22 protein-coding genes and 1 riboswitch are annotated in these 25,704 nt (G+C 47.8%); of the genes, 15 read left to right on the forward strand and 7 right to left on the reverse strand.

The window, feature by feature from the left end; translation table 11 throughout:
- Positions 1 to 45 precede the first annotated feature (45 nt).
- Together HH682_RS11355 and HH682_RS11360 are read right to left on the reverse strand one after the other, a co-directional pair.
- Complete coding sequence (locus HH682_RS11355) at positions 46 to 1,278, reverse strand: multifunctional CCA addition/repair protein (RefSeq protein ID WP_214237662.1); 1,233 nt, start codon at positions 1,276 to 1,278, stop codon at positions 46 to 48.
- A gap of 3 nt (positions 1,279 to 1,281) precedes the next feature.
- The gene (locus HH682_RS11360; protein WP_214237663.1) at positions 1,282 to 1,902 is read right to left on the reverse strand and encodes a TIGR04211 family SH3 domain-containing protein; all 621 of its coding nucleotides are present in this window, start codon (positions 1,900 to 1,902) and stop codon (positions 1,282 to 1,284) included.
- A 188-nt stretch (positions 1,903 to 2,090) separates the two neighbouring features.
- Between HH682_RS11360 and HH682_RS11365 the strand changes: the two genes are divergently transcribed.
- From HH682_RS11365 to hldE, 3 genes are all read left to right on the forward strand, one after another.
- A complete protein-coding gene (locus HH682_RS11365) occupies positions 2,091 to 3,413 on the forward strand; it encodes a CYTH domain-containing protein (protein WP_214237664.1) in 1,323 nt (440 codons plus the stop codon).
- Positions 3,414 to 3,424: 11 nt separating this feature from the next.
- Positions 3,425 to 6,244, forward strand: coding sequence for a bifunctional [glutamate--ammonia ligase]-adenylyl-L-tyrosine phosphorylase/[glutamate--ammonia-ligase] adenylyltransferase (glnE, locus tag HH682_RS11370; RefSeq protein WP_214237665.1), 2,820 nt, complete (start codon positions 3,425 to 3,427; stop codon positions 6,242 to 6,244).
- A 101-nt stretch (positions 6,245 to 6,345) separates the two neighbouring features.
- Positions 6,346 to 7,770, forward strand: a complete 1,425-nt coding sequence (gene hldE, locus HH682_RS11375) for a bifunctional D-glycero-beta-D-manno-heptose-7-phosphate kinase/D-glycero-beta-D-manno-heptose 1-phosphate adenylyltransferase HldE (RefSeq protein ID WP_214237666.1) — start codon at positions 6,346 to 6,348, stop codon at positions 7,768 to 7,770.
- A 42-nt stretch (positions 7,771 to 7,812) separates the two neighbouring features.
- On the opposite strand, the gene ubiK is transcribed toward hldE, so the two are convergent.
- Positions 7,813 to 8,136, reverse strand: a complete 324-nt coding sequence (ubiK, locus tag HH682_RS11380) for a ubiquinone biosynthesis accessory factor UbiK (RefSeq protein WP_214237667.1) — start codon at positions 8,134 to 8,136, stop codon at positions 7,813 to 7,815.
- Between the two features lie 177 nt (positions 8,137 to 8,313).
- Positions 8,314 to 8,462, forward strand: a riboswitch (FMN riboswitch).
- Between the two features lie 105 nt (positions 8,463 to 8,567).
- Here ubiK and ribB point away from each other — a divergent pair.
- Positions 8,568 to 9,227: a 3,4-dihydroxy-2-butanone-4-phosphate synthase gene (gene ribB / locus HH682_RS11385; protein ID WP_214237668.1), complete on the forward strand. Its 660-nt coding sequence runs from the start codon at positions 8,568 to 8,570 to the stop codon at positions 9,225 to 9,227.
- Between the two features lie 471 nt (positions 9,228 to 9,698).
- Positions 9,699 to 10,481: a 4,5-DOPA-extradiol-dioxygenase gene (gene ygiD, locus HH682_RS11390; RefSeq protein ID WP_214237669.1), complete on the forward strand. Its 783-nt coding sequence runs from the start codon at positions 9,699 to 9,701 to the stop codon at positions 10,479 to 10,481.
- Positions 10,482 to 10,538: 57 nt separating this feature from the next.
- On the opposite strand, the gene tolC is transcribed toward ygiD, so the two are convergent.
- The gene (gene tolC / locus HH682_RS11395) at positions 10,539 to 12,023 is read right to left on the reverse strand and encodes an outer membrane channel protein TolC (protein ID WP_214237670.1); all 1,485 of its coding nucleotides are present in this window, start codon (positions 12,021 to 12,023) and stop codon (positions 10,539 to 10,541) included.
- A 207-nt stretch (positions 12,024 to 12,230) separates the two neighbouring features.
- Between tolC and nudF the strand changes: the two genes are divergently transcribed.
- From nudF to parE, 5 genes are read left to right on the forward strand one after another with little or no spacing between them, the layout of a single operon-like run.
- Positions 12,231 to 12,866: an ADP-ribose diphosphatase gene (gene nudF / locus HH682_RS11400; RefSeq protein ID WP_214237671.1), complete on the forward strand. Its 636-nt coding sequence runs from the start codon at positions 12,231 to 12,233 to the stop codon at positions 12,864 to 12,866.
- Entirely contained in the window at positions 12,863 to 13,294 is a 432-nt protein-coding gene (locus HH682_RS11405) for a DUF1249 family protein (RefSeq protein WP_214237672.1), read from the forward strand. Before nudF ends, HH682_RS11405 begins: the two co-directional genes overlap by 4 nt.
- Positions 13,295 to 13,333: 39 nt before the next feature.
- Entirely contained in the window at positions 13,334 to 14,158 is an 825-nt protein-coding gene (gene cpdA / locus HH682_RS11410; protein ID WP_214237673.1) for a 3',5'-cyclic-AMP phosphodiesterase, read from the forward strand.
- A gap of 2 nt (positions 14,159 to 14,160) precedes the next feature.
- The gene (gene yqiA / locus HH682_RS11415) at positions 14,161 to 14,742 is read left to right on the forward strand and encodes an esterase YqiA (protein ID WP_214237674.1); all 582 of its coding nucleotides are present in this window, start codon (positions 14,161 to 14,163) and stop codon (positions 14,740 to 14,742) included.
- A gap of 30 nt (positions 14,743 to 14,772) precedes the next feature.
- Positions 14,773 to 16,668 carry a DNA topoisomerase IV subunit B gene (gene parE, locus HH682_RS11420; RefSeq protein WP_214237675.1) on the forward strand — a complete coding sequence of 632 codons (1,896 nt, stop codon included), beginning with the start codon at positions 14,773 to 14,775 and terminating at the stop codon, positions 16,666 to 16,668.
- A gap of 12 nt (positions 16,669 to 16,680) precedes the next feature.
- On the opposite strand, the gene HH682_RS11425 is transcribed toward parE, so the two are convergent.
- Positions 16,681 to 17,268: an NAD(P)H-dependent oxidoreductase gene (locus tag HH682_RS11425; protein WP_214237676.1), complete on the reverse strand. Its 588-nt coding sequence runs from the start codon at positions 17,266 to 17,268 to the stop codon at positions 16,681 to 16,683.
- 199 nt (positions 17,269 to 17,467) lie between these two features.
- On the opposite strand from HH682_RS11425, the gene parC reads away from it, so the two are divergent.
- The 3 genes from parC (at position 17,468) to ftsP (ending at position 22,068) form a co-directional block, all read left to right on the forward strand.
- Entirely contained in the window at positions 17,468 to 19,705 is a 2,238-nt protein-coding gene (gene parC, locus HH682_RS11430) for a DNA topoisomerase IV subunit A (RefSeq protein ID WP_214237677.1), read from the forward strand.
- Positions 19,706 to 19,839: 134 nt separating this feature from the next.
- Positions 19,840 to 20,577 carry a 1-acylglycerol-3-phosphate O-acyltransferase gene (locus HH682_RS11435; protein ID WP_214237678.1) on the forward strand — a complete coding sequence of 246 codons (738 nt, stop codon included), beginning with the start codon at positions 19,840 to 19,842 and terminating at the stop codon, positions 20,575 to 20,577.
- A gap of 54 nt (positions 20,578 to 20,631) precedes the next feature.
- The gene (ftsP, locus tag HH682_RS11440; protein ID WP_214237679.1) at positions 20,632 to 22,068 is read left to right on the forward strand and encodes a cell division protein FtsP; all 1,437 of its coding nucleotides are present in this window, start codon (positions 20,632 to 20,634) and stop codon (positions 22,066 to 22,068) included.
- A 30-nt stretch (positions 22,069 to 22,098) separates the two neighbouring features.
- On the opposite strand, the gene dkgA is transcribed toward ftsP, so the two are convergent.
- Together dkgA and metC are read right to left on the reverse strand one after the other, a co-directional pair.
- Positions 22,099 to 22,929, reverse strand: coding sequence for a 2,5-didehydrogluconate reductase DkgA (gene dkgA / locus HH682_RS11445; protein WP_214237680.1), 831 nt, complete (start codon positions 22,927 to 22,929; stop codon positions 22,099 to 22,101).
- A gap of 98 nt (positions 22,930 to 23,027) precedes the next feature.
- On the reverse strand, positions 23,028 to 24,227 hold the full coding sequence (gene metC, locus HH682_RS11450) for a cystathionine beta-lyase (protein WP_214237681.1): 1,200 nt from the start codon (positions 24,225 to 24,227) through the stop codon (positions 23,028 to 23,030).
- Between the two features lie 281 nt (positions 24,228 to 24,508).
- Here metC and exbB point away from each other — a divergent pair, with 281 nt between their 5' ends.
- Together exbB and exbD are read left to right on the forward strand one after the other, a co-directional pair.
- Entirely contained in the window at positions 24,509 to 25,249 is a 741-nt protein-coding gene (gene exbB / locus HH682_RS11455) for a tol-pal system-associated acyl-CoA thioesterase (RefSeq protein ID WP_214237699.1), read from the forward strand.
- 5 nt (positions 25,250 to 25,254) lie between these two features.
- On the forward strand, positions 25,255 to 25,677 hold the full coding sequence (gene exbD / locus HH682_RS11460; RefSeq protein WP_214237682.1) for a TonB system transport protein ExbD: 423 nt from the start codon (positions 25,255 to 25,257) through the stop codon (positions 25,675 to 25,677).
- Positions 25,678 to 25,704: the final 27 nt, after the last annotated feature.

Consider the following 25,704-nt stretch of genomic DNA (forward strand, 5'->3'; position numbering starts at 1 on the left):
CGCTCCTTTTTCTTTATCTTCGATGAAGGGGATATCAGGTTCTCGTTACCCATTCAGCAACTTAGCCATAAAACCTTCCACCGCCAGAATGCGTTGTCGGGTTAACTCATCCCGCACCGCTTTACCTGTGAATCCCGCCGCCACGATTGGCGCAACACTGACTGCTTGGGCTGCAGCAAAAATTTTTAGTAACTGCTCCGATTGAGGATAAGCTTTATTTTGCCAGCCGAGGCGACCGCGAACATCGGCTTCGCTCACCAGTGCTAATTGTGCCACACGTTCAGGTTTCCGCCAGGCATCAAGCTGATCAAACAGCGTTACTAGACGCTCTGCAGAATATTTCTCAACACTATGGACTATATCGTGAAATTCAGTAATTAAGCGTGCAATATCGCGATAGTGATTGGGTACTTTTAACCGCTGACAAAGGGCCTCAATCAGGGGAACCCCCGCAACACCATGACCTGGATGCGAAGGCCAACATTCAGCAGGCGTTAAGCCTTTACCGACATCATGTAACAAGGCTGAAAAACGTAGGGAAGGATCATCGGTTAACTGGGTGGCCATATCCAGTGACATTAGGCTATGAACGCCGGTGTCAATTTCTGGATGCCACTTTGCGGGGGCGGGGACGCCGAAGAGCGCATCAAGTTCAGGGAACAGCACCGCTAGCGCACCACATTGACGTAAGACCGAAAAATAAGTAGAGGGGGAATCGGTTGAAAGCGCTTTTTCAGTCTCTTTCCAGACTCGTTCATGGGTTAAATAAGCCAATTCACCGCTCTGGGTAATCTGCTGCATCAGCGCCAACGTTTCTTCGGCAATCGAGAAACCCAGTGGAGCAAAACGCGCAGCAAAGCGTGCCACCCGTAACACGCGTAAGGGATCTTCGACAAAGGCAACCGATACATGCCTCAGGAGGTGTAGTGCTAAATCTTGCTGGCCCTGCCAGGGGTCGATAATCACCCCCTCAGCGTCTTGCGCCATGGCATTAATGGTCAGATCGCGCCGCTGCAGATCTTCATCTAAGGTGACTTCTGGCGTAAAGCGAGTATCGAAACCGGTATAACCACTACCGGTTTTGCGTTCAGTACGTGCGAGGGCATACTCTTCGTGAGTGGTCGGATGGAGGAATACCGGAAAATCTCGACCCGCCTGCTGATAGCCAAGTGCCAACAATGCATCGGGGGTAGCGCCAACCACCACCCAATCACGATCGGTCACGGGTAACCCAAGTAAACGGTCTCTAACCGCGCCTCCCACTAGATATTTTTGCACGAGTTACATCCAACGATTTTTATTTTTACGACGAGGGATCATGTGGGGTAAAAAGAGGCCGAAGATTAAGCCGATCCCCAGAACACCGCCACCGTATAAGAACCACTGCATGATAATTGCACGTTGCTTATCGTCGAGTTGGACGTTAGCGGCGTCGACTTTTTTCTGTGCAACAATCAATGCGTTCTTTAAACGCTGATTTTCGTCTTTCAATTGATCGATTGCACCATCGCTACCGGCGACTTTTTGTTGCATTTCTGCGGTGCGTTGATTCCAGCTATTATCGATATTCGCCAACTTATCGCTCAGCGTTTTGACCTGCTGTTCTAATTGGGGAACGCGCACTTTAAAACTTGGATTGTCACTCAGTTGAGATTCTGGGATCCAGTTAGTGCGGCCTTGTTGGTCGCGGATCTGCGCATAATGCGTCTCAGGATTGGTGCTAAGCAGCGTCACGGCTTCCCCTGCATTCACTTGTCCAACTAAGCGGTATTGATTCCCTGGACCACTGCGTACCCACGTAGAGAGATCGTCCGAGATATATCGGGTAGTTTCTGCGTGAGCGAGTGTGACCGATTGGCCTAGTGTAAGCAGTAAGCAACCTGCAAAAATAATTTTTTTCATTGGATGACAGTTCTAATAGTAAGTGTCGCAACAGTCTGTAGGCGTCAAGTTATGTTATAAATGAGAAATTTCCTGTTCTCCCCACAGTGAGATCCTAACAAATCAGAGACAGCACGTCTTTAGTGGATTACCCTGCATGGCAATAACAGTGAAAGATCCCGCACCAAAAGAGTAGTAACAGGATAACTATGACCATTGAAATCGAACTAAAGTTTCTTATCGACCCTGATCAGATTGATGCGATCAAGAAACAATTGGCTCTATACCCTCATCGCTATACGTCGCCAACTATGCTTACGAACCACTATTATGAAACGGCAGACAACCAACTGCGTGGTTGGGATATGGGATTGCGTGTACGTGGGAAAGATGGCCACTATGAGATGACATTGAAAACGGCTGGTCAAGAGATTGGTGGGTTACATCAACGTCCAGAATACAATGTCCCCCTTCAAGATAGCCAGTTGAATATTGCCTTGTTACCCCAGGATGTCTGGCCTTCAGGGACAGATATTTCCGCATTACAGCAACGGCTTAATCCACTATTCAGTACTAATTTTACCCGTGAGAAGTGGGTCATTACCTACGGCAACAGTGAAATAGAAGTCGCTTTCGACCAAGGCTCCGTCAGTGCAGAACAGCAGACAGCCTCCCTGCTAGAGCTTGAACTTGAGCTGCTACAAGGGGAGCGCACCGATATCTTTGCGTTAGCGAACGAGTTAGTGAAAGACGGTGGTGTAAGGTTGGGGGGGCAAAGTAAAGCTGCGCGGGGTTATGAGTTAGTGCAAGGTAATGGCCTGCCAGTTGTCGAGCCACTGACTCAGCTAACGGTTAAGCCAAAAGCAACTTGTGAACAAGGACTGTCTACATTATTGAGTGGCTTAATTCGTCGCTGGCAGTTATTGGAATCACACTGGCTCGCAGGTGACAAGCAGATGCCTGCGCTACTGCAGCAGACGTTATTAGCGATTCGTGAAACGTTCTCACTATTTGGTGGGCTGATACCGCGCTCAGTAAGTAGCGAGCTCCGTCAACAATTGCTCTTGCTTGACCAAGCGTTGCAGCAGAAAAAACCGGATGCATCGAATCTCTGTTTCTCTGCTGATTGGGTAATGGGGCAGCTAAAACTGATCGAACTGATTGTTGAACAACCGTGGCGTCAGTCAGTCAATACCCGGCAGCTCAAACGCTTAGAGGGTTCATTCAAGCGTTTTTGCGATGTGATGTTAAGCCGTTGTGCGGCGGAGTTACATGCTCTTGCGGCAGAAACGCTCATCTCTAACCAACTTAGCACGACGTTATTTAGGCTTGATAAATTAACGCTTGCCATAGGCTTGCTGAGTAGTGCATACCCGCTAGAGCAGGTAGAAGGCTGGTTAGCCCCTTGGTTACTCGCCAGACAACACCTCGTCTCAGCAGGCCAAGAGGTGATCCGCTTGCCACTTCCATCGCGGCCTTTATCGCCCTTTTGGTTGACGAGCAATACAGCGAAAGACTCACTTAACCACTAAGAGAGAAAATTATGTTGCCACTCCCGTTAGCATTAATTCAGCAAGCGGAACATCGTATTAAGGATCAAGTCTCGCCTCAAGACCCGTTGTTTGCCGTACTCGCTTTTAGCGATTTTGTCGCGGATAACGTGCAGCAACATCCGGAGTGGCAACAGCGTCTACGTGACCACCCCCCGCAGGCGGATGAGTGGCAACATTACCAACAGTGGCTCGACTTGCAGTCTGTACCTGCCGAAACCGAAGCACAGGTAATGCGGCGTTTACGATTATTTCGTCGTGAAATGTTGGTACGTATTGCTTGGATGCAGACGCTCAATATTGCGACTACGGCGCAGACACTGCAGCAACTGAGCTACTTAGCCGAATTACTGATTGCAGCGGCGCGTGATTGGTGCTGGCAGCAATGTTGTCAGGAGATGGGAACGCCTTCTAACACTGAGGGACAGACTCAACCTTTACTGATTCTTGGTATGGGGAAACTGGGGGGCGGTGAGTTAAATTTCTCCTCAGATATCGACCTAATTTTCGCATGGCCAGAAAATGGCAGCACTGTGGGTGGACGTCGCGAGCTCGATAATGCGCAATTTTTTATGCGTATGGGGCAGCGACTGATTAAGGTTTTGGACCAACCGACCATTGATGGGTTTGTCTACCGAGTGGATATGCGTTTACGACCGTTTGGTGACAGCGGCCCCCTAGTATTAAGTTTTGCGGCACTCGAAGACTATTATCAAGAACAAGGACGAGAGTGGGAACGCTATGCGATGGTGAAGGCACGGTTGATGGGGGATGAACACCCGCCTTACAGTGAGGAGCTACGACAGCTTTTACGGCCTTTTATCTATCGCCGTTATATCGATTTTAGTGCGATTCAATCGCTACGGTCGATGAAAGGTAAAATTCAGCGGGAAGTCAGGCGTAGAGGGCTAAAAAACAATATTAAATTGGGCGCTGGTGGCATCCGTGAGTGCGAGTTTATTGTTCAGGTCTTTCAGTTAATTCGCGGGGGGAGAGAGCGGTCTTTGCAAACGCGCTCATTTTTAGCCGCCCTTCAATCGATAGAAACCTTAGGCTTACTTCCCAAGCAACAAGCGCAAGCACTTTATTCCGGTTACCTTTTTCTACGACGTTTAGAAAACCTATTACAAAGCATCGGTGATCAACAAACGCAAACATTGCCCGAGGATGACCTAAACCGCCAACGATTGGCGTGGGCGATGGGTATGGAACACTGGTCCCTATTAGCCTCCACCCTCGATCAAGTGATGCAAGGGATTCATACAATCTTTGTGGAGCTAATTGGTGAGGAAGAGGCTCGTACAGAAGAGTGCCCTGAGCATTACACCCAACATTGGTGGTTAGAAGCCCCCGACCTCGATGAGTTGCAGTTATCAACGCCACAACTCACTATTGAGCAGCAACAGCATTTACTCTCTTCATTGCAACACTTTCAACATGATATCAGACGGCGTACGGTTGGGCCGCGGGGACGTCAGGCGCTTGATCAGTTAATGCCGGTAATCTTAGCGGAGGTCTGTCCCCGTCCCGACGCCGCCTCAACGTTTTCCCGATTAGCCGAAGTGTTACTCAGCGTTGCCAGCCGCAGCACCTATCTAGAGTTATTTATCCAATATCCAGGAGCCTTGAAACATCTGGTGAGGTTATGTGCTGCTTCGCCGATGGTTGCGACAGAGCTTGCTCGTCATCCGTTACTCCTTGACGAGTTATTGGACCCACACACCCTCTATCAGCCCGCGCCTAATAATAGTTACCGCGAAGAGCTTCGTGAATATTTACTGCGTATTCCTCAAGAGGATGAAGAGCAGCAAGTTGAGGCACTGCGTCAATTTAAGCTCACACAGCAGTTACGCATTGCCGCGGCAGATATTGCCGGCACTTTGCCGGTGATGAAAGTTAGCGATCACCTCACCTGGTTGGCCGAAGCATTGTTAGAAGTGGTTGTCTGGCAGGCATGGCAATTGATGGTGCAGCGCTATGGTCGCCCAAATCACCTTACCGCAGAACAGGGCCCAGGTTTTGCCGTAGTGGGTTACGGAAAATTAGGTGGCTGGGAGCTAGGGTATCGTTCTGATTTAGACTTAGTCTTTTTGCATGATTGCCCAGCCGATACCGTCACCACTGGCGAGCGCAGTATTGAAAGTCGTCAATTTTATTTGAAGATGGCACAAAGGATTATCCATCTCTTTAGCACCCGAACCGCCTCCGGTATTTTATACGAAGTGGATGCACGCTTACGGCCATCGGGCGCAGCGGGAATGCTTGTCACCACTTTCGACGCGTTCGAGGACTATCAACGCCAAGAAGCTTGGACATGGGAGCATCAGGCGCTGGTTCGCGCACGAACGGTATTTGGCGATCAAGCGTTACAACAGAAATTTTCTCAAATCAGACAGGCCATTCTCTGTCAGCCGCGGGACGTCGCCCAGCTCACCAGCGAGGTGGCAGAAATGCGTGAAAAAATGCTTAAGCATTTAGGGAACAAACATCTGCCGCTTTGGGATATAAAAGCCGATCTAGGCGGAATTATCGATATTGAGTTCTTAGCACAGTATTGGATCCTGCGGTTTGCTGCCGATCACCCTAGGCTAACGCGCTGGTCGGATAATGTGCGTATTTTCGAAATGTTGGCGCAGCAAGGATTATTAACTGAGCAGAAAGCGCAGGCACTCACCCAGGCATACATTACTTTGCGCGATGCGTTGCATCATTTAGCGCTACAAGGGGATAATGGTGTAGTGGATGAGCATCAATTTCTACAGCAGCGATCGGTGACGCAAGCGACTTGGCAACAGTGGCTAGTGCTCGAGTAGTAAGGCTTTTGTCTGAGCGCGGCGGCAAGCGCCGCCATTCTGCATGTGCTGTGATATGATAGGCGTAAAATGTTAAACAAATCTAGCTTGGAGTTGCTGGCATGAAGGTTTCACTGCCTGAATTTAATCGTGCAGGAGTATTAGTGATTGGCGATGTAATGCTTGATCGCTATTGGTACGGGCCAACACAACGGATATCTCCGGAAGCCCCGGTTCCTGTCGTCAAAGTGGATGAGGTTGAACAGCGCCCAGGTGGCGCAGCCAACGTTGCGATGAATGTCGCTTCGCTGGGAGCAGCCTCTCGTATCATCGGGTTGACGGGGGAAGATGAAGCGGCTGAACAACTTAGTGCGGCGTTAACGCAAGTGGGAGTCGATTGCCAATTTGTGGCGTTGGCCACACATCCGACTATTACGAAGTTAAGGGTGCTTTCCCGTAACCAGCAACTTATCCGATTGGATTTTGAACAGCCATTCGATCAGCAGCAGAGTGAGAAAATTGCCGAGCGTATGCCTTTTGCCCTCGATAATATCGGGGCGGTAGTGTTATCGGATTACGCCAAAGGCGCATTAGCGGATATCCAACCGCTGATCACTCAAGCTAGAGAGGCAGGCATTCCCGTACTCATTGATCCTAAAGGTAACGATTTTACACGCTACCGGGGGGCGACATTATTGACACCAAACTTGTCAGAGTTCGAAGCCGTGGTGGGGAAATGTCATAGCGAAGAGCAGCTAGTTGAAAAAGGCATGGCGTTATTGAAAAGCTGTCAGTTAAGTGCCTTGTTAGTCACGCGCTCCGAGCAAGGAATGACGCTGTTGCAACCCGATAGGGCGCCGCTACACCTTCCTACCCAAGCGCAAGAGGTGTTCGATGTTACTGGCGCTGGGGATACCGTTATCGGTGTATTAGCCGCCTCATTAGCCAGTGGCTGTAGCTTGGAAGAAGCGAGTTTCTTAGCGAATACCGCGGCAGGCATTGTTGTGGGTAAACTCGGTACGTCAACCGTGACGCCGATTGAGCTGGAAAATGCATTACATGCTCGTCCAGAAGACGGTTTCGGCATTATGAATCAGTCTTCCCTGCAACAAGCCTTGAATGCTGCACGCCAACGCGGCGAAAAAATTGTGATGACCAATGGCTGCTTTGATATTTTGCATGCAGGACACGTCTCTTACTTAACCCATGCCCGTAAGCTTGGTGACCGTTTAATTGTTGCGGTAAATAGCGATGCCTCGACTGCGCGGCTTAAAGGGCCTACCCGTCCTATCAATAAACTTGAGAATCGGATGATTGTGCTAGGAGCATTGGGAGCGGTTGACTGGGTGATCCCCTTCGAGGAAGAGACACCGCAGCGTTTGATTGCTGAATTGTTGCCTGATTTGCTGGTGAAAGGCGGTGATTATCGTCCAGAAGAGGTGGCAGGAGGCGAAGAGGTGATAGCCAATGGCGGTGAAGTCCGTATTCTTAATTTCGAAGAAGGCTTATCGACCACCAATATCATCAAAAAGATTACTCGCCATTAGTCGATAACGTGACGTCGCCAAGGACAGGCGACGTCAAGACAGTTAGTCGTTCTTTACATCGGGTACGATAGGGGTTTCGCTGGAAACATCAGCTGGGCTCACTTCTTGCGGTTCACTCCCAGTGGCTTGCTTGCCTTCTAATGCATCAAGGCGCTTTTCTAACAACGCCAACTTTTCTCGTGTACGAACTAAGACTTGTGTTTGTACATCAAACTCATCGCGATTAACCAACTCCATACGGCTGAGCTGAGCTTGAAGCACTTGACGAATTTTCTTTTCGACATCATCACCAAGATTACGAATTCCCTGAGGTAAGGAGTCTTGAACTTGGCGAGCGATCTGTTCAATTTTTTTTGCGTCAATCATAATTATTTCCCGAGGTTAACGCCGGAGTAACTCTGAGAATTCTGGCGTGCAGGCTGTAGGTCACTTAAGTGTAATCGCTAATTCGTCGAGGTGAAACCTAATTTTCAGCACACGAAAAGCCAATTTTGGACTTAGTGCTTGATTGCGTATTGATTATTTTGCCGATATAGTGAAGAGGCTTATTCTCAGGGCGGGGCGCAATTCCCCACCGGCGGTAAATCAGTTATTCTGAAAGCCCGCGAGCGCTTTAGCCACTTTGGTAAAGGTCAGCAGATCCGGTGTAAATCCGGGGCCGACGGTAATAGTCCGGACGGGAGAGGGTAAAGATACTGTTCCGATCATTACGATCTCTGCTGTATTACTACGTCAATCGACGTCACTCCTATGCCCTGATTCTGGTAATTTTATTAATATATATAGGATTTTTTACCATGAATCAGAACACACTTTTATCTGAATTTGGCACGCCAGAACAGCGTGTAGAGTCGGCTTTACAGGCACTTCGTGAAAACCGAGGCGTGATGGTTTTAGATCACGAAGATCGCGAAAATGAAGCCGATATGATCTTTGCCGCGCAAAGCATGACCGTTGAGCAAATGGCGCTAACCATCCGTCATGGCAGCGGTATTGTTTGCTTATGCGTGACAGAGCAACGTCGCGAACAACTTGCATTGCCAATGATGGTTGAGAATAATTCGAGTGCCTACGGTACCGGATTTACTGTGACTATCGAAGCGGCTCAGGGCGTGACGACCGGTGTTTCTGCAGCCGATCGCTTAACCACTGTACGTGCGGCAATTGCGGATAATGCTGTTCCTGGCGATCTTAACCGTCCAGGCCATGTATTCCCATTACGTGCGCGTGAAGGTGGAGTACTAACACGTGGTGGCCATACTGAAGCGACTATCGACTTAGTCAGACTAGCGGGTTATGCCCCAGCAGGAGTATTGTGTGAATTAACCAATGATGATGGCACTATGGCGCGTGCGCCTGAAGCGATTGTTTTTGCTAAGCAGCATAATATGCCGGTTGTGACTATTGATGATCTGGTGGCATGGCGACAACAGCACGATCAACAGAAAGCGGTATAACCGTTCAGATTATTGTGTGAGCCTATTGCTATCGATCTTGGGTCAAGTATTAGCCTTGAGTGGGTAGCATTAGGCCTTTATAAGTATTGGAATCCGCACGCGGTATGTTAAAGGGGTGAAAGCCCTCTATAAATTTTCCTATCATGGTTATTTTGATAATAACTATCACTCTTTTTATTCATTCTCTCTTTTTAATAATAAGCTTCGTTAGATTATTCTCTACCATTGTTTAATTCTTGTTATCTTCCAATTCATTATGCTGAGCTCTCTGTATCTCGGAATATTGATTTAACATCTTATCATTCTCTTGTTATCTGGATCGAACAGGGGGGAGTTATGATTGTCATCACCCTTGATTAACCACTTATTGATATTCAATTTTTTTGAAAATGATCATCACCACTCCCTAGGTGTGTTTTTTGTTCAGCGGCGTATCCTAGACTCAAATTCTTTTTGAGACGGGTATTCATCATGACTCAGCGTATGCCAGCACTCTTTTTAGGCCATGGTAATCCGATGCATGCCATTCAGGAAAACCGTTATACCGAAGTATGGCGTCAACTTGGCGAGCAACTTCCCCGACCCAAAGCGATCCTAGTGATTTCTGCACACTGGGTAACACAAGGCACAGCAGTGACCGCAATGACCCACCCGAGAACGATCCACGATTTTGGTCAGTTCCCGCAAGCGTTATTTGATGTGCAGTACCCCGCCGCCGGAGATCCTCAGCTGGCGGAAAGGGTGAAGCAACGACTCTCCGGCTCCAATGTTATGTTGGACCACCAGTGGGGGCTGGATCATGGCACTTGGGGAGTATTGGTGAAAATGTATCCCGACGCGGATATTCCGGTAGTGCAATTGAGTCTGGATGCAGCATTATCCCCTGAAGGGCACTATCAGCGTGGAGAACAGCTATCCTCGTTACGTGACGAAGGTATTCTATTATTGGCGAGTGGCAATACCGTGCATAATTTATCGATGGCGCGCTGGGGGAAAGAGGGGGGTATCTATCCTTGGGCGGAAGCCTTTGACCAACGAGTGCAAGATAGTCTGTGTTCTGAAACAGGGGATAGTCATCATCAATTAGTCGACTATCAGCAGCTACCCGGAGCACAACTGGCGAATCCGACCCCTGAACACTTTCTGCCCCTATTATACATTTTAGGCGCTGCGCATGCCGATGACACGATAAGTGTGCCAGTCACCGGGATGGATATGGGAAGTATTAGTATGACGAGTATCTTGGTGCAGTGATGTGTCGCGAACTAACGTTGGCAAAATCGCAATGACCTTGCCAACGTTATCATTCAATTATCCACGAAATGGATTACCTGCGCGGGGCGTGGATGAGTGAGTAACAGGTGCCGTAGAGGTTAACGAGGCCTGTTGAGTCTGCACCGGGGCGGCGCCATCCGCACGATTGTTTTGCGCTGGATTATCCGGCGCAACCGCTTGAGGAGAAGTAGAAACTTCTTTTCCTAAGCTACTGTTTAACGCGGTAATATCTTGCTCGTTAAGGGTCCCTAACGCGTATTTGATATTGATTTGGTTAATCAGATAGCCGTAGCGTGCATCGGAGAGTTGTTGCTTAGCATTATACAGCGTGGTAGTCGCATCTAATACATCAACAATGGTACGGGTCCCGACTTGGTAACCGGCTTCCATCGCATCCAGTGAGCTTTGTGCTGAGACAACTGCTTGGCGATAAGCATCAATACTACTGATGGACGCGTTGACATTATTAAATGATGAACGAACCGTTTGAACCGCTGAACGGTGCGCACTTTCAAGTTTCTCGCTGGAGCTAACGAAGCTGTACTCAGCTTGTTTTACCTGAGACGTCACCGAACCACCGGAATACAGCGGAATAGATAAACTTACACCGACTTGATTATTACCTTGTATGCCATCTTGGGTGCTAGTAGTGGTATGAGCTCGATAGCCTTGATACTTGGTATTGGTCAGCCCTGTTGAGGCATTCAAGCTTAAGGTCGGCATATGCCCGGTTTCATAATAACGAATTTGCTCACGGGCCAAGTCTTTAGAGAGACGTGCAGAGAGCAGTGACAGGTTATGGTTTTCAGCTTTGGTCAGTAACGCATCGATAGGCTGCGGTCTTTCGGTTTTAAAACGGCCAATATCAAGTGAAGACAGGGAGAAGTAACTATTTCCTGTAACCTGACGCAAGGCCTCCATTTTATTATCGATATCATTACGAGCAGTCACTTCATTCGCTAACACGCTATCGTACTGTGCACGCGCATTTTGCACATCGGTAATCGCCACGAGTCCAACATTAAAACGTTGAGTGGTTTGATCGAGTTCGCGATAAATCGATTGTTTCTGTGCTTCGACATAAGAGAGCGTATCGATCGCATTGAGCACATTAAAGTAGGCGGTGGCAGTGTTGAGAATCAGGTCTTGTTGCGCGACTTGGTAAGTCACATCCTGGATCCCAGCGGTTTTCTCTTGCAGGGTCAACGCACGCCATTTTGACATATCAAAAATGGTTTGTGATAACTGTAAGGAACCTGCCCAAGCATTGGAACGTACACCGCTGCTGTCTCGATAACCGCTGTTAAAGGTGTAATCACCCCCCAAGCCAAGTTGTGGAAGTAATGGGCTACGGGATTCATTAATTTTTTCAAACGCAGCATCACGATCGGCCGCTGCACTACGTAAATCAGGATTAGTATCACGTGCTTGTTGATAAACTTGTAATAAGTTTTCAGCGTGGCCTAAATTACTGAAGCCAGTTAAGCTCAGACCAACGAGTACGGGGAGCAATTTTTTCATTTGCGTTCCTTTGTGTTGCAGCGAAATTGCAAAAATAAAGTTGTCAGGTCAAAAATATATCGAATTGTAGCAGACAGACAGAATGAAATAAGTTGGCTGAACGTGCCTTACATGGCGCGTTAGCGTAAAATATTGAATTAATAGCCCAGTTTTCTAGTGAAAATCGTCCTAGAACATTGGAGTAACTCTACATCCGAGGTCTATTATATGTGCAAACAGCCAAAATCTCCCACCCAATTTACACGCGATGATGTTGAAATTGTGCACCAAGAACCCATGTATAACGGATTCTTTTCAATCACTAAATATCGATTCCGTCATCGACTCTACGCGGGTGGCATGAGCGAGCCTGTTGAGCGTGAAGTATTTCAACGCGGAAAAGCGGTCGTTTTGTTACCTTATGACCCGATTCGTGATGAAGTCGTGCTAATTGAACAAATCCGTATTCCAGCCCTAGAGACTGGGAAAACGCCATGGTTAATTGAATTGGTCGCAGGTATTTGTGAAGCGGGGGAGTCGGATGAGGATGTGGCGCGTCGTGAAGCGCAAGAAGAAGCCGGTGTAGAAGTCGGGCGCACTAAGCCTTTACTCAGTTACTTATCCAGTCCAGGTGGAAGCAGTGAGAGACTGGCGATATTTATCGGCGAGGTCGACGCGACCAAAGCAGAAGGGAATCATGGGTTAGCGAGTGAAAACGAGGACATTTTAGTCAGAGTAGTGAGTCGTGAGCTCGCTTATCAGTGGGTCGAGTCGGGAATTATCGATAATGCAGCCTCTATTATCGCACTGCAGTGGCTCGCCCTGCATCATGAGCAAATACGTAATGAGTGGTTATCTCCATGAAACAGCAATACACCCCCAATTTCCCAGAAATGATGCGCTTAAATGAAACAAACTATGCGCAATTACGGAGATTGATCCCAAGAGAAGAGGTAGAAGGAGCCGCCTTGACCTATCAAGTGAATGGCATCCACTATCAAGTGGTGATCGAGGAATCTACGCGTTACACCACCCGCGTTATGATTAAACAAGTCGCGCCAGTCGTCAGTTATTGGCAATTACCCTCGATGTCTGTACGGTTATACCATGATGCGATGGTTGCAGAAGTGTGTTCGACACAACAGATCTATCGCTTCAAAGCACGCTATGATTACCCTAATCGGAAACTGCATCAACGTGATGAAAAGCATCAAATTAATCAGTTTCTTTCTGAATGGCTACGCTATTGTCTGGTACAAGGTGTGATGGCGACGGCACTGCCCGAGATGTGAGACAATAGTGATTTCAACGCGGATAAAAGGTGAGTTTTAGTGAATTCTTTAGTGCCTGAGATCGCTGATCATCGGAGTATTCGGCTCCTACAACTCACTGATATGCATCTCTTTAAAACCCCGCAGGAGAGTCTATTAGGGGTCAATACTTGGCAAAGCTATCAAGCGGTGATAGACGCTGTTATTGCAGAACAGCGTGATATCGATTTGATTCTTGCCACGGGTGACCTTGCTCAGGACCATAGTACTGAGGCGTATCATGCTTTTGCTAAAGGTATCCGCCGATTACAGAAGCCTTGTGTCTGGTTACCCGGCAACCACGATTTTCAGCCAGCAATGGTCAACACCTTGGCGGATGAGGGGATCTGTGAACAAAAATCAGTGCTGCTTGGCGACCACTGGCAGCTTTTGCTGCTCGACAGCCAAGTTCACGGTGTTCCCCATGGATTATTGAGCGACTATCAACTGCAATGGTTAAGCGATGCGTTGGCACGTCAACCGCATCGTCATACCATCATTTTGCTACACCATCATCCCATTCCCTCAGGCTGTGCCTGGCTGGATACCCATAGCCTGCGTAATTCGCATCAATTGGCAGAAGTATTGCAGGGCTATCCACTCGCAAAAACGGTGATGTGTGGGCATATCCATCAAGAAATGGATACCCTTTGGCAGGGACGACGTATACTCTCAACTCCGTCGACCTGCGTACAATTCCGCCCTCAATGTACCGGTTTTACCATTGATAATCTGTCTCCAGGCTGGCGTTGGCTAGAATTACGTCCTAAAGGGGAAATATTCACTGAAGTTCAACGTCTCGCGGATGCGCAATTTCAGCCCGACTTTCATTCTGAAGGGTATTAACGATGTCGACTTTGCTGTATCTCCACGGGTTTAATAGCTCTCCACGCTCTGAAAAAGCGGCACTGTTGACGAGTTGGTTGGCAATACATGCCCCGACGATCCGTTTGCAGATTCCGGAGCTTCCCGCGACGCCGGACAATATTTCGGCTTTTTTAGATGCGCAATTTCAACAATGTCATGAACTTCCGGTCGGAATTATTGGGTCCTCGCTGGGAGGATATTATGCCACTTGGTTGTCGCAACGTTATCGCGTTCCAGCGGTGGTGATCAATCCTGCGGTGAGACCCTTTGAGTTATTAATGAATTTTTTAGGTGATAACCAGAATCCATACACCGGGCAAAAATATGTGTTAGAGTCTCGCCACATAAACGATTTGAAGACGCTTGAAGTTACCCCGTTAGTCGAGCCTGGACTGCTCTGGTTACTGCAACAAACCGGTGACGAGGTATTAGATTATACCGAAGCCGTTGCTTACTATTCAGCATGCCGTCAAACGATTGAACAGGGGGGAAACCATGCATTCATCACTGTCGAGCGTCACTTTCCATCAATAATCGAATTTCTTGGTTTAACGCGTTGTTAACCACTCACACTGTATAAACGAAAGAAGATAATGACTCAATCAAGTTATAACGCTGCCGATATCGAAGTTCTCACCGGACTTGAGCCAGTACGACGTCGACCCGGTATGTATACTGATACTGTTCGACCTAATCACTTAGCGCAAGAAGTGATTGATAACAGTATTGATGAAGCGCTAGCTGGGCACGCTAAGCGTGTTGAGGTCATTCTCCATGCCGATCAATCACTGGAAGTGATCGACGATGGGCGAGGGATGCCTGTTGATATCCATCCCGAAGAGGGGGTGCCAGCAGTAGAGCTCATTCTTTGCCGTCTGCATGCGGGGGGGAAATTCTCCAATAAAAACTATCAGTTTTCCGGTGGTTTACACGGTGTGGGGATCTCAGTGGTCAACGCGCTTTCAACGCGCGTTGAGGTCACGGTAAAACGCGGCGGTGAAGTCTATGATATGGCTTTCGAAAATGGCGATAAAGTACAGGACTTAGTAGTAACAGGTACGGTTGGCCGTCGCAATACCGGGACGCGGGTTCATTTTTGGCCCGATGGTCATTTTTTCGATACACCAAAATTTTCTGTTAGCCGACTCAGTCACCTTTTAAAAGCTAAAGCTGTTCTTTGCCCTGGTGTTGAGATTGTTTTCAAAGATAAGGTTAACGATAGCGAACAACGCTGGTGCTATCAGGATGGTCTTACCGATTATTTACGCGAAGCGGTCGATGGCCTTCCTGTCTTACCCGATGAGCCTTTTGTTGGTTCGTTTTCCGGCGAAACGGAAGCGGTTGACTGGGCATTACTCTGGTTACCCGAAGGCGGGGAACTGCTTACCGAAAGTTACGTCAATTTGATCCCGACTATGCAAGGGGGCACGCACGTCAATGGCTTACGCCAAGGGCTGTTGGATGCAATGCGTAACTTCTGTGAATACCGTAATATTTTACCGCGTGGGGTAAAACTTTCCGCAGAAGATATTTGGGATCGCTGTGCCTATGTTTTATCGGTAAAAATGCAGGACCCACAATTTGCAGGGCAGACCAAAGAGCGTTTATCTTCACGCCAATCAGCGGGCTTTGTTGCCAACGTCGTTAAAGATGCGTTTAGCTTATGGTTAAACCAGAACGTACAGATTGCTGAGCAACTGGCGGAGCTGGCCATTGCTAGCGCACAGCGGCGTTTACGCGCGGCCAAAAAAGTGGTGCGTAAAAAACTCACTAGTGGGCCGGCGCTACCAGGAAAATTAGCTGATTGTACGGCGCAAGACCTGTCTCGTACCGAGCTCTTTCTGGTCGAGGGGGATTCTGCGGGGGGATCGGCAAAACAGGCACGCGAACGCGAATTCCAAGCCATTATGCCTCTTAAGGGAAAAATCCTTAATACATGGGAAGTCTCTTCCGATGAAGTCTTGGGATCACAAGAGGTACATGATATTTCGGTTGCGATCGGTATCGATCCAGATAGTGAGGATTTGAGCCAACTTCGTTACGGTAAAGTCTGCATTTTGGCAGATGCTGACTCCGACGGCTTGCATATCGCCACGCTGTTGTGCGCGCTGTTCGTTAAACATTTCCGCAACCTAGTCCGCAATGGCCACGTTTATGTCGCCATGCCGCCGCTTTATCGTATCGATTTGGGTAAAGAGGTGCATTATGCGCTGGATGATGATGAAAAAGAGATCATCATCGATAAGCTTAGCCGTAAGCGGGGAAAAATTAGTGTTCAGCGTTTTAAAGGCTTGGGAGAGATGAATCCTTCGCAACTTCGTGAAACGACCCTAGATCCCAACACTCGTCGTCTGGTGCAATTGACGATTAGCGACGAAGATGAGGCCGAAACCTTACGCGTTATGGATATGCTACTGGCGAAGAAACGCTCAGAAGACCGCCGTAATTGGTTACAGGAGCAAGGAGATCAGGTCGAGATCGAACTTTGATTCCCAGTAAAATTATGCCTGGCCGAAGGTGTCGGTCAGGTGTTTCTGATAGTCACTGATATAGGTTGGGACATCAGGGCGTTTAATCACATCATTACAGATAAACGTTGGATGCGCGGTCATGCCTAAAAATTGGAATGCTTTATGGGTATGCAGATAAACACCATCGATGCCAACGCCTTCAAAGAACTGTTCTTTATCGGTAAAGGCTTGCAGCGGAGCGTTCCAGGTCAGGGACAGTAGATAATGTTTACCCTGTAACAGGCCACCTGAACCATAGTGTTTTTCGCTATCTGCGCGACTACGTCCGTCATTGGCATACAGGCGTCCATGTCCGAAGGTAAAGACTTCATCAATATATTTCTTTACCGTCCATGGCTCGCCCATCCACCAGCCTGGCATCTGTAGAATAAGGCTATCGGCAGCGATAAACTGTTCAATCTCTTGTTCAATATCGTAGTTGTCGGTCACACAGATTTTAGTCACTTTATGACCAAGTGCTTTAAGCGTCTCTTGCGCAGTGGCGGCCAAGGTATGGTTGAGTTCACCTTGCGAGTGGCCGAAGGTGGTCCCGCCGTCAATAATATGGATATGGCCCATCAGTCTTCTCTCATGTCAAATTAGGGTCAATCTACGTAGAAATTATCCACGATTTATACGGAGATAATTAACGCTCTATGCGGTAGAGGGGGAGAGCGGAATCAGAGTTCTTGTGACTAACGATGTCTAATAAGGTACTATCGCGGACAAACAATCCCGCCAGAAATGTGTATCCCGGGAGTGAAGTGAGGAATAATTCATGAGTGTAATCACGCAGGACGGTGTTGAGCGCCGCGCACTACACGAATTTACTGAGAATTCTTATCTCAATTATTCGATGTATGTCATTATGGATCGCGCATTGCCTTATATCGGAGATGGCCTTAAACCGGTACAGCGCCGCATTATTTATGCGATGTCAGAACTGGGTCTCAATGCCAGCGCAAAATTTAAAAAATCGGCGCGTACTGTTGGTGATGTGCTCGGTAAGTACCATCCTCACGGCGATAGCGCCTGCTATGAAGCCATGGTATTGATGGCTCAACCCTTCTCTTACCGTTATCCATTAATTGATGGTCAAGGTAACTGGGGAGCGCCCGATGATCCGAAATCCTTTGCTGCCATGCGGTACACTGAATCGCGACTCTCTAAATATGCTCAAACACTGTTAGCTGAATTAGGGCAGGGGACGGTCGATTTTATCCCAAACTTCGATGGGACGCTCGAACAGCCGAAAATGCTGCCTGCACGCCTACCCAATATTCTGCTAAACGGCACGACAGGTATTGCGGTAGGGATGGCGACAGACATTCCGCCGCATAACTTGCGCGAAGTGGCTCAGGCAACCATCGCATTGATCGATAAACCCGAGACCTCTTTAGAATCGCTATTGGATATCGTGCAAGGTCCAGACTTCCCGACGGAAGCGGAAATTATTACGCCACGTAAAGAGATTCGCAAAATCTACGAAACGGGACGCGGCAGTATCCGTCAGCGTGCGGTATGGCTGGTTGAAGACGGCGAGATCGTGGTGACTGCGCTGCCTCACCAAGCTTCTGGCTCCAAAGTGTTGGAACAGATTGCGACACAGATGCGTAATAAAAAGCTGCCGATGGTGGAAGATCTTCGTGATGAATCTGACCATCAAAGCCCGACACGCATTGTGATTGTGCCACGTTCCAATCGTGTCGACAGTGAAGCATTGATGAATCATCTCTTTGCTACGACGGATTTAGAAAAGAGCTATCGCGTTAACCTCAATATGATTGGGCTGGATAATCGTCCAGCCGTGAAAAATCTCCGAGAGATCCTTAGTGAGTGGCTGACTTATCGGCGTGACACCGTGCGTCGTCGGCTTTCATATCGTTTAGAAAAAGTATTAAACCGGTTGCATATTTTAGAAGGCCTATTAGTAGCGTTCTTGAATATTGACGAAGTAATAGAAATAATCCGTAATGAGGATGAGCCAAAGCCCGCATTAGTCGCTCGTTTTGGACTGAGCGAGACGCAAGCAGAAGCGATTCTTGAATTGAAATTACGGCACCTTGCTCGTCTTGAAGAGATGAAAATTCGGGGTGAACAGCAAGATTTAGAAAAAGAGCGTGATGAGTTACAAGCGTTATTGGCTTCAGAACGTAAAATGAATACTCTGCTTAAGAAAGAGTTGCAAGCCGATGCCAAACTCTATGGAGACGATCGCCGCTCACCACTGCAAGAGCGCAGCGAAGCCAAAGCCATCAGCGAAACCGATTTAGTGCCTTCTGAACCGGTTACTATTGTTCTGTCACAAATGGGATGGGTACGTGCCGCTCGCGGTCATGATATTGAGCCGACTGGACTGAGCTATAAAGCGGGGGATAGCTACTTGGCGTCCGCTAAAGGTAAAAGCAATCAGCCTGTTAGTTTTATTGACTCGGCAGGCCGCAGCTATACCTTAGACCCGAGTACCTTACCGTCGGCACGAGGGCAGGGCGAACCCATTACCGGTAAAATTACGCCGCCGCCAGGGGCGACAGTGCAACAGGTACTGATGGAACCTGATGATACCAAGTTACTTATGGCATCGGATGCGGGTTATGGTTTTATTTGTACCTTCGCTGACCTACAATCGCGGACGAAAACCGGTAAAGCTTTACTGACATTACCCGATCAAGCGACAGTGATGGCTCCACAAGTTATTGATCCTTCGAGAGATCAACTGTTGGCCATTACCGAAGCGGGTCGAATGCTGCTGTTCTCTGTCAACGATCTTCCTCAATTATCAAAAGGAAAAGGGAATAAAATTATTTCCATTTCAACTGCAGATTTTGCTGCAGGGAAAGATAAGCTGTTATGGCTACTTTTGCTGAATGAGCAAAGCAGTGTCACGCTTTACGTTGGTAAACGTAAACTGAAACTCCGCAGTGAAGAATTGCAGAAATTCAAAGCAGAAAGAGGTCGTAAAGGGACGTCATTACCGCGCGGACTGCAACGTATCGATCGCGTCGATATTGAGTAGTCGCATGTACTTTGCTGAATGAAGAAAGTTAGGGTGAGGGGTATCAGCGAGTAGTTTTGTGCTTGCACGGTACCATCCTTGGTTTGAGAATATTTAAGGGGATAGTGAATTCACTCTCCTCGTTTGAGGGCAATATGCTGTTAATTTTACGAGCGATCATCATCGTCGTGTATTCTATTTTGGTCTGTTTAGTCGGTTGTTTATGGTGCCTCATTTCCCCGCGTAACCCAAAGCACGTGGCGACCTTCGCCCATCTGTTTGGGAAATTGAGCCATGTATGTGGAATCACGTTAGATATTCGTAAGCCGGCAGGTATTGAAAAGGTCGGTAACGCTATTTATATCGCCAACCATCAAAATAATTACGATATGGTTACGGTGTCGAATATGGTTCAAGCACCGACGGTGACCGTAGGTAAGAAGAGCCTAGCATGGGTCCCTTTTTTTGGTCAGTTATATTGGCTAACCGGTAATTTACTGATTGATCGCGACAACAAGGCTAAAGCGCATAGCAGTATTAACCAAGTGGTTGAACAACTCAAAAAGGGTCGAGTTTCATTTTGGATGTTCCCAGAGGGAACGCGAAGCCGCGGGCGTGGGCTATTGCCTTTTAAAACGGGTGCATTCCATGCGGCATTGGCTGCGGGTGTACCGATTATCCCGATAGTGGTGTCGGATACTCATGGGAAAATTAACCTCAACCGCTTAAAAAACGGATTAGTGATAGTGGAAATGTTACCACCCATTGACACCACACCCTTCCAAGATCAGTCAGCAAGAAAGTTGACCAATTATTGCCGTGAAGTGATGCAACAAAAATTAGATGAGTTAAACGCTGAAGTGAAACGTCGTGAAACAGACCGCGTTAACTAATTACGGCTTATGCCAAGGCTCACACACTATCCTTTTGTTTAAGGCTACTCGTTAATGTCCTTTACCCGGCGCAAATTTATTCAATTTTCAGCGGTGGCGGCTGTTGGTCCCACACTGCTTCCTAAACCCGTCTTTGCGGCAGATAATGAGGGAAGTAATCCGCTCTATATTCCGCCGTTGATCGAGTCACGTCGTGGGCAGCCCATATTTTTAATGATGCAAGAGGCACATTGGACGTTCAATGGTCGTAATCAAGCTGAGTGCATTGGCTTCAATGGCATGTATTTAGGGCCGACAGTTAAGGTGTGGAGTGGGGACGACGTAAAATTGATTTACAGTAATCGTCTTACTGAATCTGTCTCGATGATGGTCAGCGGTTTACATGTTCCTGGGCCATTGTGCGGTGGTGCACCACGTTTGATCTCATCAGAAGTTGATTGGTCACCGATTTTACCCATTCGTCAACCGGCGGCAACGCTCTGGTATCACTCGAATACTTCACAGCATGCAGGTTCACAAGTGTACCGTGGGCTAGCAGGGTTATGGTTAGTAGAAGATGAAGTGAGTAAGCAGTTACCACTGCCTAAGCATTATGGCGTCGACGATATTCCTTTGATTATTCAGGATAAGCGGTTAGATAACTTTGGCACACCGGTTTATGAAGAGAGCTCAACACCTTTTCTCGGTGATACTCTGCTAATCAATGGTACACAGAAACCCTATTTCAATGCATCCCGCGGCTGGGTTCGCCTGCGCTTGTTGAATGCTTCTAATGCGCGTCGTTACCTATTACAACTCTCCGATAATCGTCCTTTTACCGTGATTGCGGGTGATCAAGGATTTATGTCTGCCCCAGTGACGACTTCACAGCTGTCTCTGGCGCCGGGTGAGCGTCGCGAAGTGTTGATCGACCTTTCTGACGGTCATAATGTCTCCATTACAGCAGGGACAGAAGCAACAATCATGGAGAGAATTCGAGGGTTCTTCGAGCCTTCAACGGTGTTAACCTCAACGTTAGTGTTGACGTTAAGACCAACAGGGCTATTGCCCCTGGTTACAGATAGTGTCCCGACCGCTTTGGTCTCCGCACTCGACACGGGCCTCACAAGTCAAACGCGGCATATTCGTTTAAACGATTCACCGGCCGGGGTTAACGATAAGGCGTGGGACGTTAAGCGCGTGGATATGACCGTCCAGCAAGGTAGTTTCGAACGTTGGACGGTAGAGGCAGATCTGCCGCAGTCCTTCTCAGTTCAGGGCGCGATGTTCCTAATTAAGAGTGTGAACGGTGCGCCGCCAATGGTCGAAGACCGTGGCTGGAAAGATACTGTCTGGGTAGATGGTAACGTAGAATTGTTGGTAACCTTCCCGCAAACTTCTTCTGCGCACTTCCCCTTCATTTATGGGAGTCAAACGTTAGAGCAGTTCGATCAAGGAGCAGTGGGCCAATTGTTGGTACAACCTTCACCCACATCGGGTAACAGCTACTAATCAAGCCTCCCAATCGGGAGGCCTGTATGCTTAACGCTTTTCGAAGGTATCCGGTTCCGGACCAAGGCGCTTGCCAGTGTCTAAGGTAGCAATTGCCTTCAACTCTTCTTTCTCAAGTTTAAAATCAAATACTGCGAAATTTTCATCGATACGCTTAGGTGTGACAGACTTAGGAATAACAATTAAGCCACTATCTAAGTGCCAACGAATAACGATTTGGGCTGGTGATTTCTGATATTTTTTCGCTAACGTTTGAATAATATCTTGGTCAAATACACCTTCACCACCCTGTGCAAGAGGGCTCCAAGATTCTGTGTGGATCTTGTGAAGCGCATTCCAAGTATGTTGCTGGCGTTGTTGGAACAGAGGATGAAGCTCGATTTGATTGACGACAGGCGTCACCCCCGTTTCACGGATGATTCGCTCAAGATGGGTCTCTTGGAAATTACAGACGCCGATACTTTTTACGAGTCCTTGACGCTGCAGATCGATCATCCCCGCCCAAGCTTCTACATAGTTATCCTGTTGCGGGCAGGGCCAATGCATAAGGTACAGATCAACATAATCAAGCTGTAGCTTACCAAGGCTAGTTTCTAATGCGCGTTGCCAATCAGTCTGATCAGAGTTCCACAGTTTAGTGGTGATAAAAAGGTCATCGCGAGCAAGTGTGGAGTTTTGCAGTGCCTGGCCAACACCTTCTTCATTTTTATAGACTGCCGCGGTATCAATGGAGCGATAGCCGGTATTAAGAGCGTGGGTCACAGCCTCTTTCGTTTGTTCAATCGATGCTTGCCAAACCCCCAAGCCGAGCTGAGGCATGGTACGACCATCGTGCAGCGTGATAGCTAATTGCTGAGACATTTTAGGCTCCTTCTCTCGATCAGTTGATCATGGATAACGAGCCTAAGTGTAGCCAATAAAGACAGATTGTGGGCGCAGGTAAACGTTTTTCGGAGTGTTTACACTGCTTTTTTCAACCGGGCAAAGCCATTTTCTAAATCATTAATCAAATCTTGTGGGTGCTCTAACCCGACATGAAGCCGAACTAATGTACCGGTGAAATCTAGCTGTCCGACGGGACGGATGGCAGCGATCTCTTCGGGTTGGTTAGCCAGGATTAACGACTCAAATCCCCCCCAAGAATAGGCCATACTAAAGTGTTCAAAATGGTCTAGATAGTGGCCAAGCGCTTGAGAATCTAACTTCTCATTGAGGATAAAAGAGAATAAGCCGCTGCTCCCAGAGAAATCACGTTGCCAAAAGGAGTGTCCCGGCGATTCGGGGAGTGCTGGATGATTAACACGAAAGACTTCATCTCGTTGACTCAGCCAGTGGGCAATTTCAATACTTGCCGATTCGTGTTGCCGTAACCGGACGGCTAATGTGCGAAGGCCCCGCGCAGTGACGTATGCCGTATCGGCATCAACCATTTGGCCCATTAAGTAGGAATTTTCCCGCAATTGCTCTAAGCAACGGTTATTTGCCACGGCTGTACCAATCATTGCATCGGAGTGACCGACTAAATATTTGGTCCCAGCTTGAATGGAAATGTCGGCCCCAGCATCGAGTGCTTTGAATAAAATTCCGGCGGCCCACGTGTTATCGACAATAATGACAGCTTCCGGTGCTATACGACGCACGGTAGCAATGATAGTTGGAATATCTTGTACTTCCATTGTGATAGAAGAGGGCGACTCTAAAAATACGACTCGTGTCGTTGGACGAAGCCACTCAGCAATCTCTGCACCGGAGAGGACGGGAAAATAAGTCGTTTCAACGGCAAGTTTCTTTAAAATAGTAGAGCAAAAATCTTGAGTCGGTTCATAAACTGACCCACTCACAAGAATATGATCTCCCGCTTCAACAAAGGCTAAAATCGCGTTAGCCACCGCAGCCGCACCACAGGGATAGAGAACACAGCCTGCACCATTCTCCAATTCAGTCATCGCATCTTGTAAGGCAAAGTGGGTTAAGGTTCCACGGCGGCCGTAAAAAAGCTCTCCTTTGGCTCGACCTAGGGTAGCGATTTTTTTATCGGCCACAGTCGGGAACACAAGGGAAGAGGCTCTTTGCACCACAGCGTTCACCGCTCCTTGCGTATAACGAGGCTTACGGCCAGCACTAATGAGTGTCGTTTCAAGATGTTGCTTATTGGACATAGCGATCCCTAGATCAAAAATTTCATTTAAGGCTAGAGTATGCAGAGTTGACGGAAAAAGGGAGGATTTTCTTAGGTCAAACAGTCATAACAGTATACTCATAACCTCTTAAAAAACTTAGCCCGATCTATGTTTATAACTTGCTGTTTTTAGCGAATATTATTCGAGTGCTTTTTTTTCAATATGTGAATAGTAATGATAACTACTATCAATTGAATTTGCTTTTGGTATCATAGCGCTCATTGTTTTAAGCAACAAACCGAGGCTAGAGAATGAGTGTGGTGACCAATAATCTGATGCAGACAGATTTATCTGTATTGGGCATGTTCCAACATGCTGATATCGTTGTTAAAGTTGTGATGATAGGTTTGCTACTCGCCTCAGTTGCGACTTGGGCAATTTTCTTTGCAAAGTATACTGAGCTAAGCGCTGCAAAACGTCGCCTTAAAGCAGACCAGCTAGCATTGAAAGACGCACGTACCCTTGACGATGCAGGAAAGATTGCACAGCAATTCTCAAAAAATAGCCATGCAGCCATGCTCGTTGCAGAGGCGCTTGATGAGCGCGTATTATCGGCGCAAAGTGATGATCAGGCCGGAATTAAAGAGCGCACAGTATTTCGATTGGAGCGCCAAGTTGCTCGCATCGGCCGCCACGCCGGACGTAATAACGGTTTCTTAGCGACCATTGGTTCTATTTCGCCCTTTATCGGTTTATTCGGTACTGTTTGGGGGATTATGAATAGCTTTATCGGTATCGCTAAAACACAAACCACTAACCTCGCAGTCGTTGCCCCAGGCATTGCAGAAGCGCTATTGGCTACAGCGGTAGGTTTAGTGGCAGCAATTCCCGCTGTCGTTATTTATAACGTCTTTGCTCGTATGATCGCTGGTTATAAGGCTTCTTTAGGCGATAGTGCCGCACAGATTATCCTGTTACAAAGCCGTGATGCAGATCTGCAAAATAGCGGTTATACGCCAATAACCCAAAATACCACTACTCAAAAACTACGTGTAGGCTAATTGTTATGGCAATGCGACTCAATGATGAAGTAGATGGCGACGGTGAAATGCATGAGATTAACGTCACGCCTTTTATCGACGTGATGTTAGTGCTGCTAATCATCTTTATGGTGGCTGCGCCTTTAGCGACGGTAGATGTGCGTGTTAATCTTCCTGCATCGACCAGCACCCCGCAACCAAGACCAGAGAAACCGGTTTACCTCAGTGTGAAAGAGGGGAACCAGCTTTTTGTCGGCAACGATGCGGTAAGTAAGCAGGATTTGGTGCAAAAAATTATTGCTCAGACTCAAGGTAATAAAGATACCACCATCTTTTTCCAAGCGGATAAAAGTATCGATTATGCAACACTGATGAGCATTATGGATGAACTGCGCAGCGCAGGCTATTTAAAGATAGGACTGATGGGCTTGGAGAGTGCACCCAAGTAGTCGTTAACAGCATGAAGCGATCCTCCT

This window comes from Rosenbergiella gaditana (assembly GCF_018494065.1).
Classification (GTDB): Bacteria; Pseudomonadota; Gammaproteobacteria; order Enterobacterales; family Enterobacteriaceae; genus Rosenbergiella; species Rosenbergiella gaditana.

Coding starts and splice junctions, on each gene's coding strand:
- HH682_RS11360 (WP_214237663.1), bottom strand. CDS start 1,902: ATGAAAAAAATTATTTTTGCAGGTTGCTTACTGCTTACACTAGGCCAA.
- HH682_RS11365 (WP_214237664.1), top strand. CDS start 2,091: ATGACCATTGAAATCGAACTAAAGTTTCTTATCGACCCTGATCAGATT.
- glnE (WP_214237665.1), top strand. CDS start 3,425: ATGTTGCCACTCCCGTTAGCATTAATTCAGCAAGCGGAACATCGTATT.
- hldE (WP_214237666.1), top strand. CDS start 6,346: ATGAAGGTTTCACTGCCTGAATTTAATCGTGCAGGAGTATTAGTGATT.
- ubiK (WP_214237667.1), bottom strand. CDS start 8,136: ATGATTGACGCAAAAAAAATTGAACAGATCGCTCGCCAAGTTCAAGAC.
- ribB (WP_214237668.1), top strand. CDS start 8,568: ATGAATCAGAACACACTTTTATCTGAATTTGGCACGCCAGAACAGCGT.
- ygiD (WP_214237669.1), top strand. CDS start 9,699: ATGACTCAGCGTATGCCAGCACTCTTTTTAGGCCATGGTAATCCGATG.
- tolC (WP_214237670.1), bottom strand. CDS start 12,023: ATGAAAAAATTGCTCCCCGTACTCGTTGGTCTGAGCTTAACTGGCTTC.
- nudF (WP_214237671.1), top strand. CDS start 12,231: ATGTGCAAACAGCCAAAATCTCCCACCCAATTTACACGCGATGATGTT.
- HH682_RS11405 (WP_214237672.1), top strand. CDS start 12,863: ATGAAACAGCAATACACCCCCAATTTCCCAGAAATGATGCGCTTAAAT.
- yqiA (WP_214237674.1), top strand. CDS start 14,161: ATGTCGACTTTGCTGTATCTCCACGGGTTTAATAGCTCTCCACGCTCT.
- parE (WP_214237675.1), top strand. CDS start 14,773: ATGACTCAATCAAGTTATAACGCTGCCGATATCGAAGTTCTCACCGGA.
- HH682_RS11425 (WP_214237676.1), bottom strand. CDS start 17,268: ATGGGCCATATCCATATTATTGACGGCGGGACCACCTTCGGCCACTCG.
- parC (WP_214237677.1), top strand. CDS start 17,468: ATGAGTGTAATCACGCAGGACGGTGTTGAGCGCCGCGCACTACACGAA.
- HH682_RS11435 (WP_214237678.1), top strand. CDS start 19,840: ATGCTGTTAATTTTACGAGCGATCATCATCGTCGTGTATTCTATTTTG.
- ftsP (WP_214237679.1), top strand. CDS start 20,632: ATGTCCTTTACCCGGCGCAAATTTATTCAATTTTCAGCGGTGGCGGCT.
- dkgA (WP_214237680.1), bottom strand. CDS start 22,929: ATGTCTCAGCAATTAGCTATCACGCTGCACGATGGTCGTACCATGCCT.
- metC (WP_214237681.1), bottom strand. CDS start 24,227: ATGTCCAATAAGCAACATCTTGAAACGACACTCATTAGTGCTGGCCGT.
- exbD (WP_214237682.1), top strand. CDS start 25,255: ATGGCAATGCGACTCAATGATGAAGTAGATGGCGACGGTGAAATGCAT.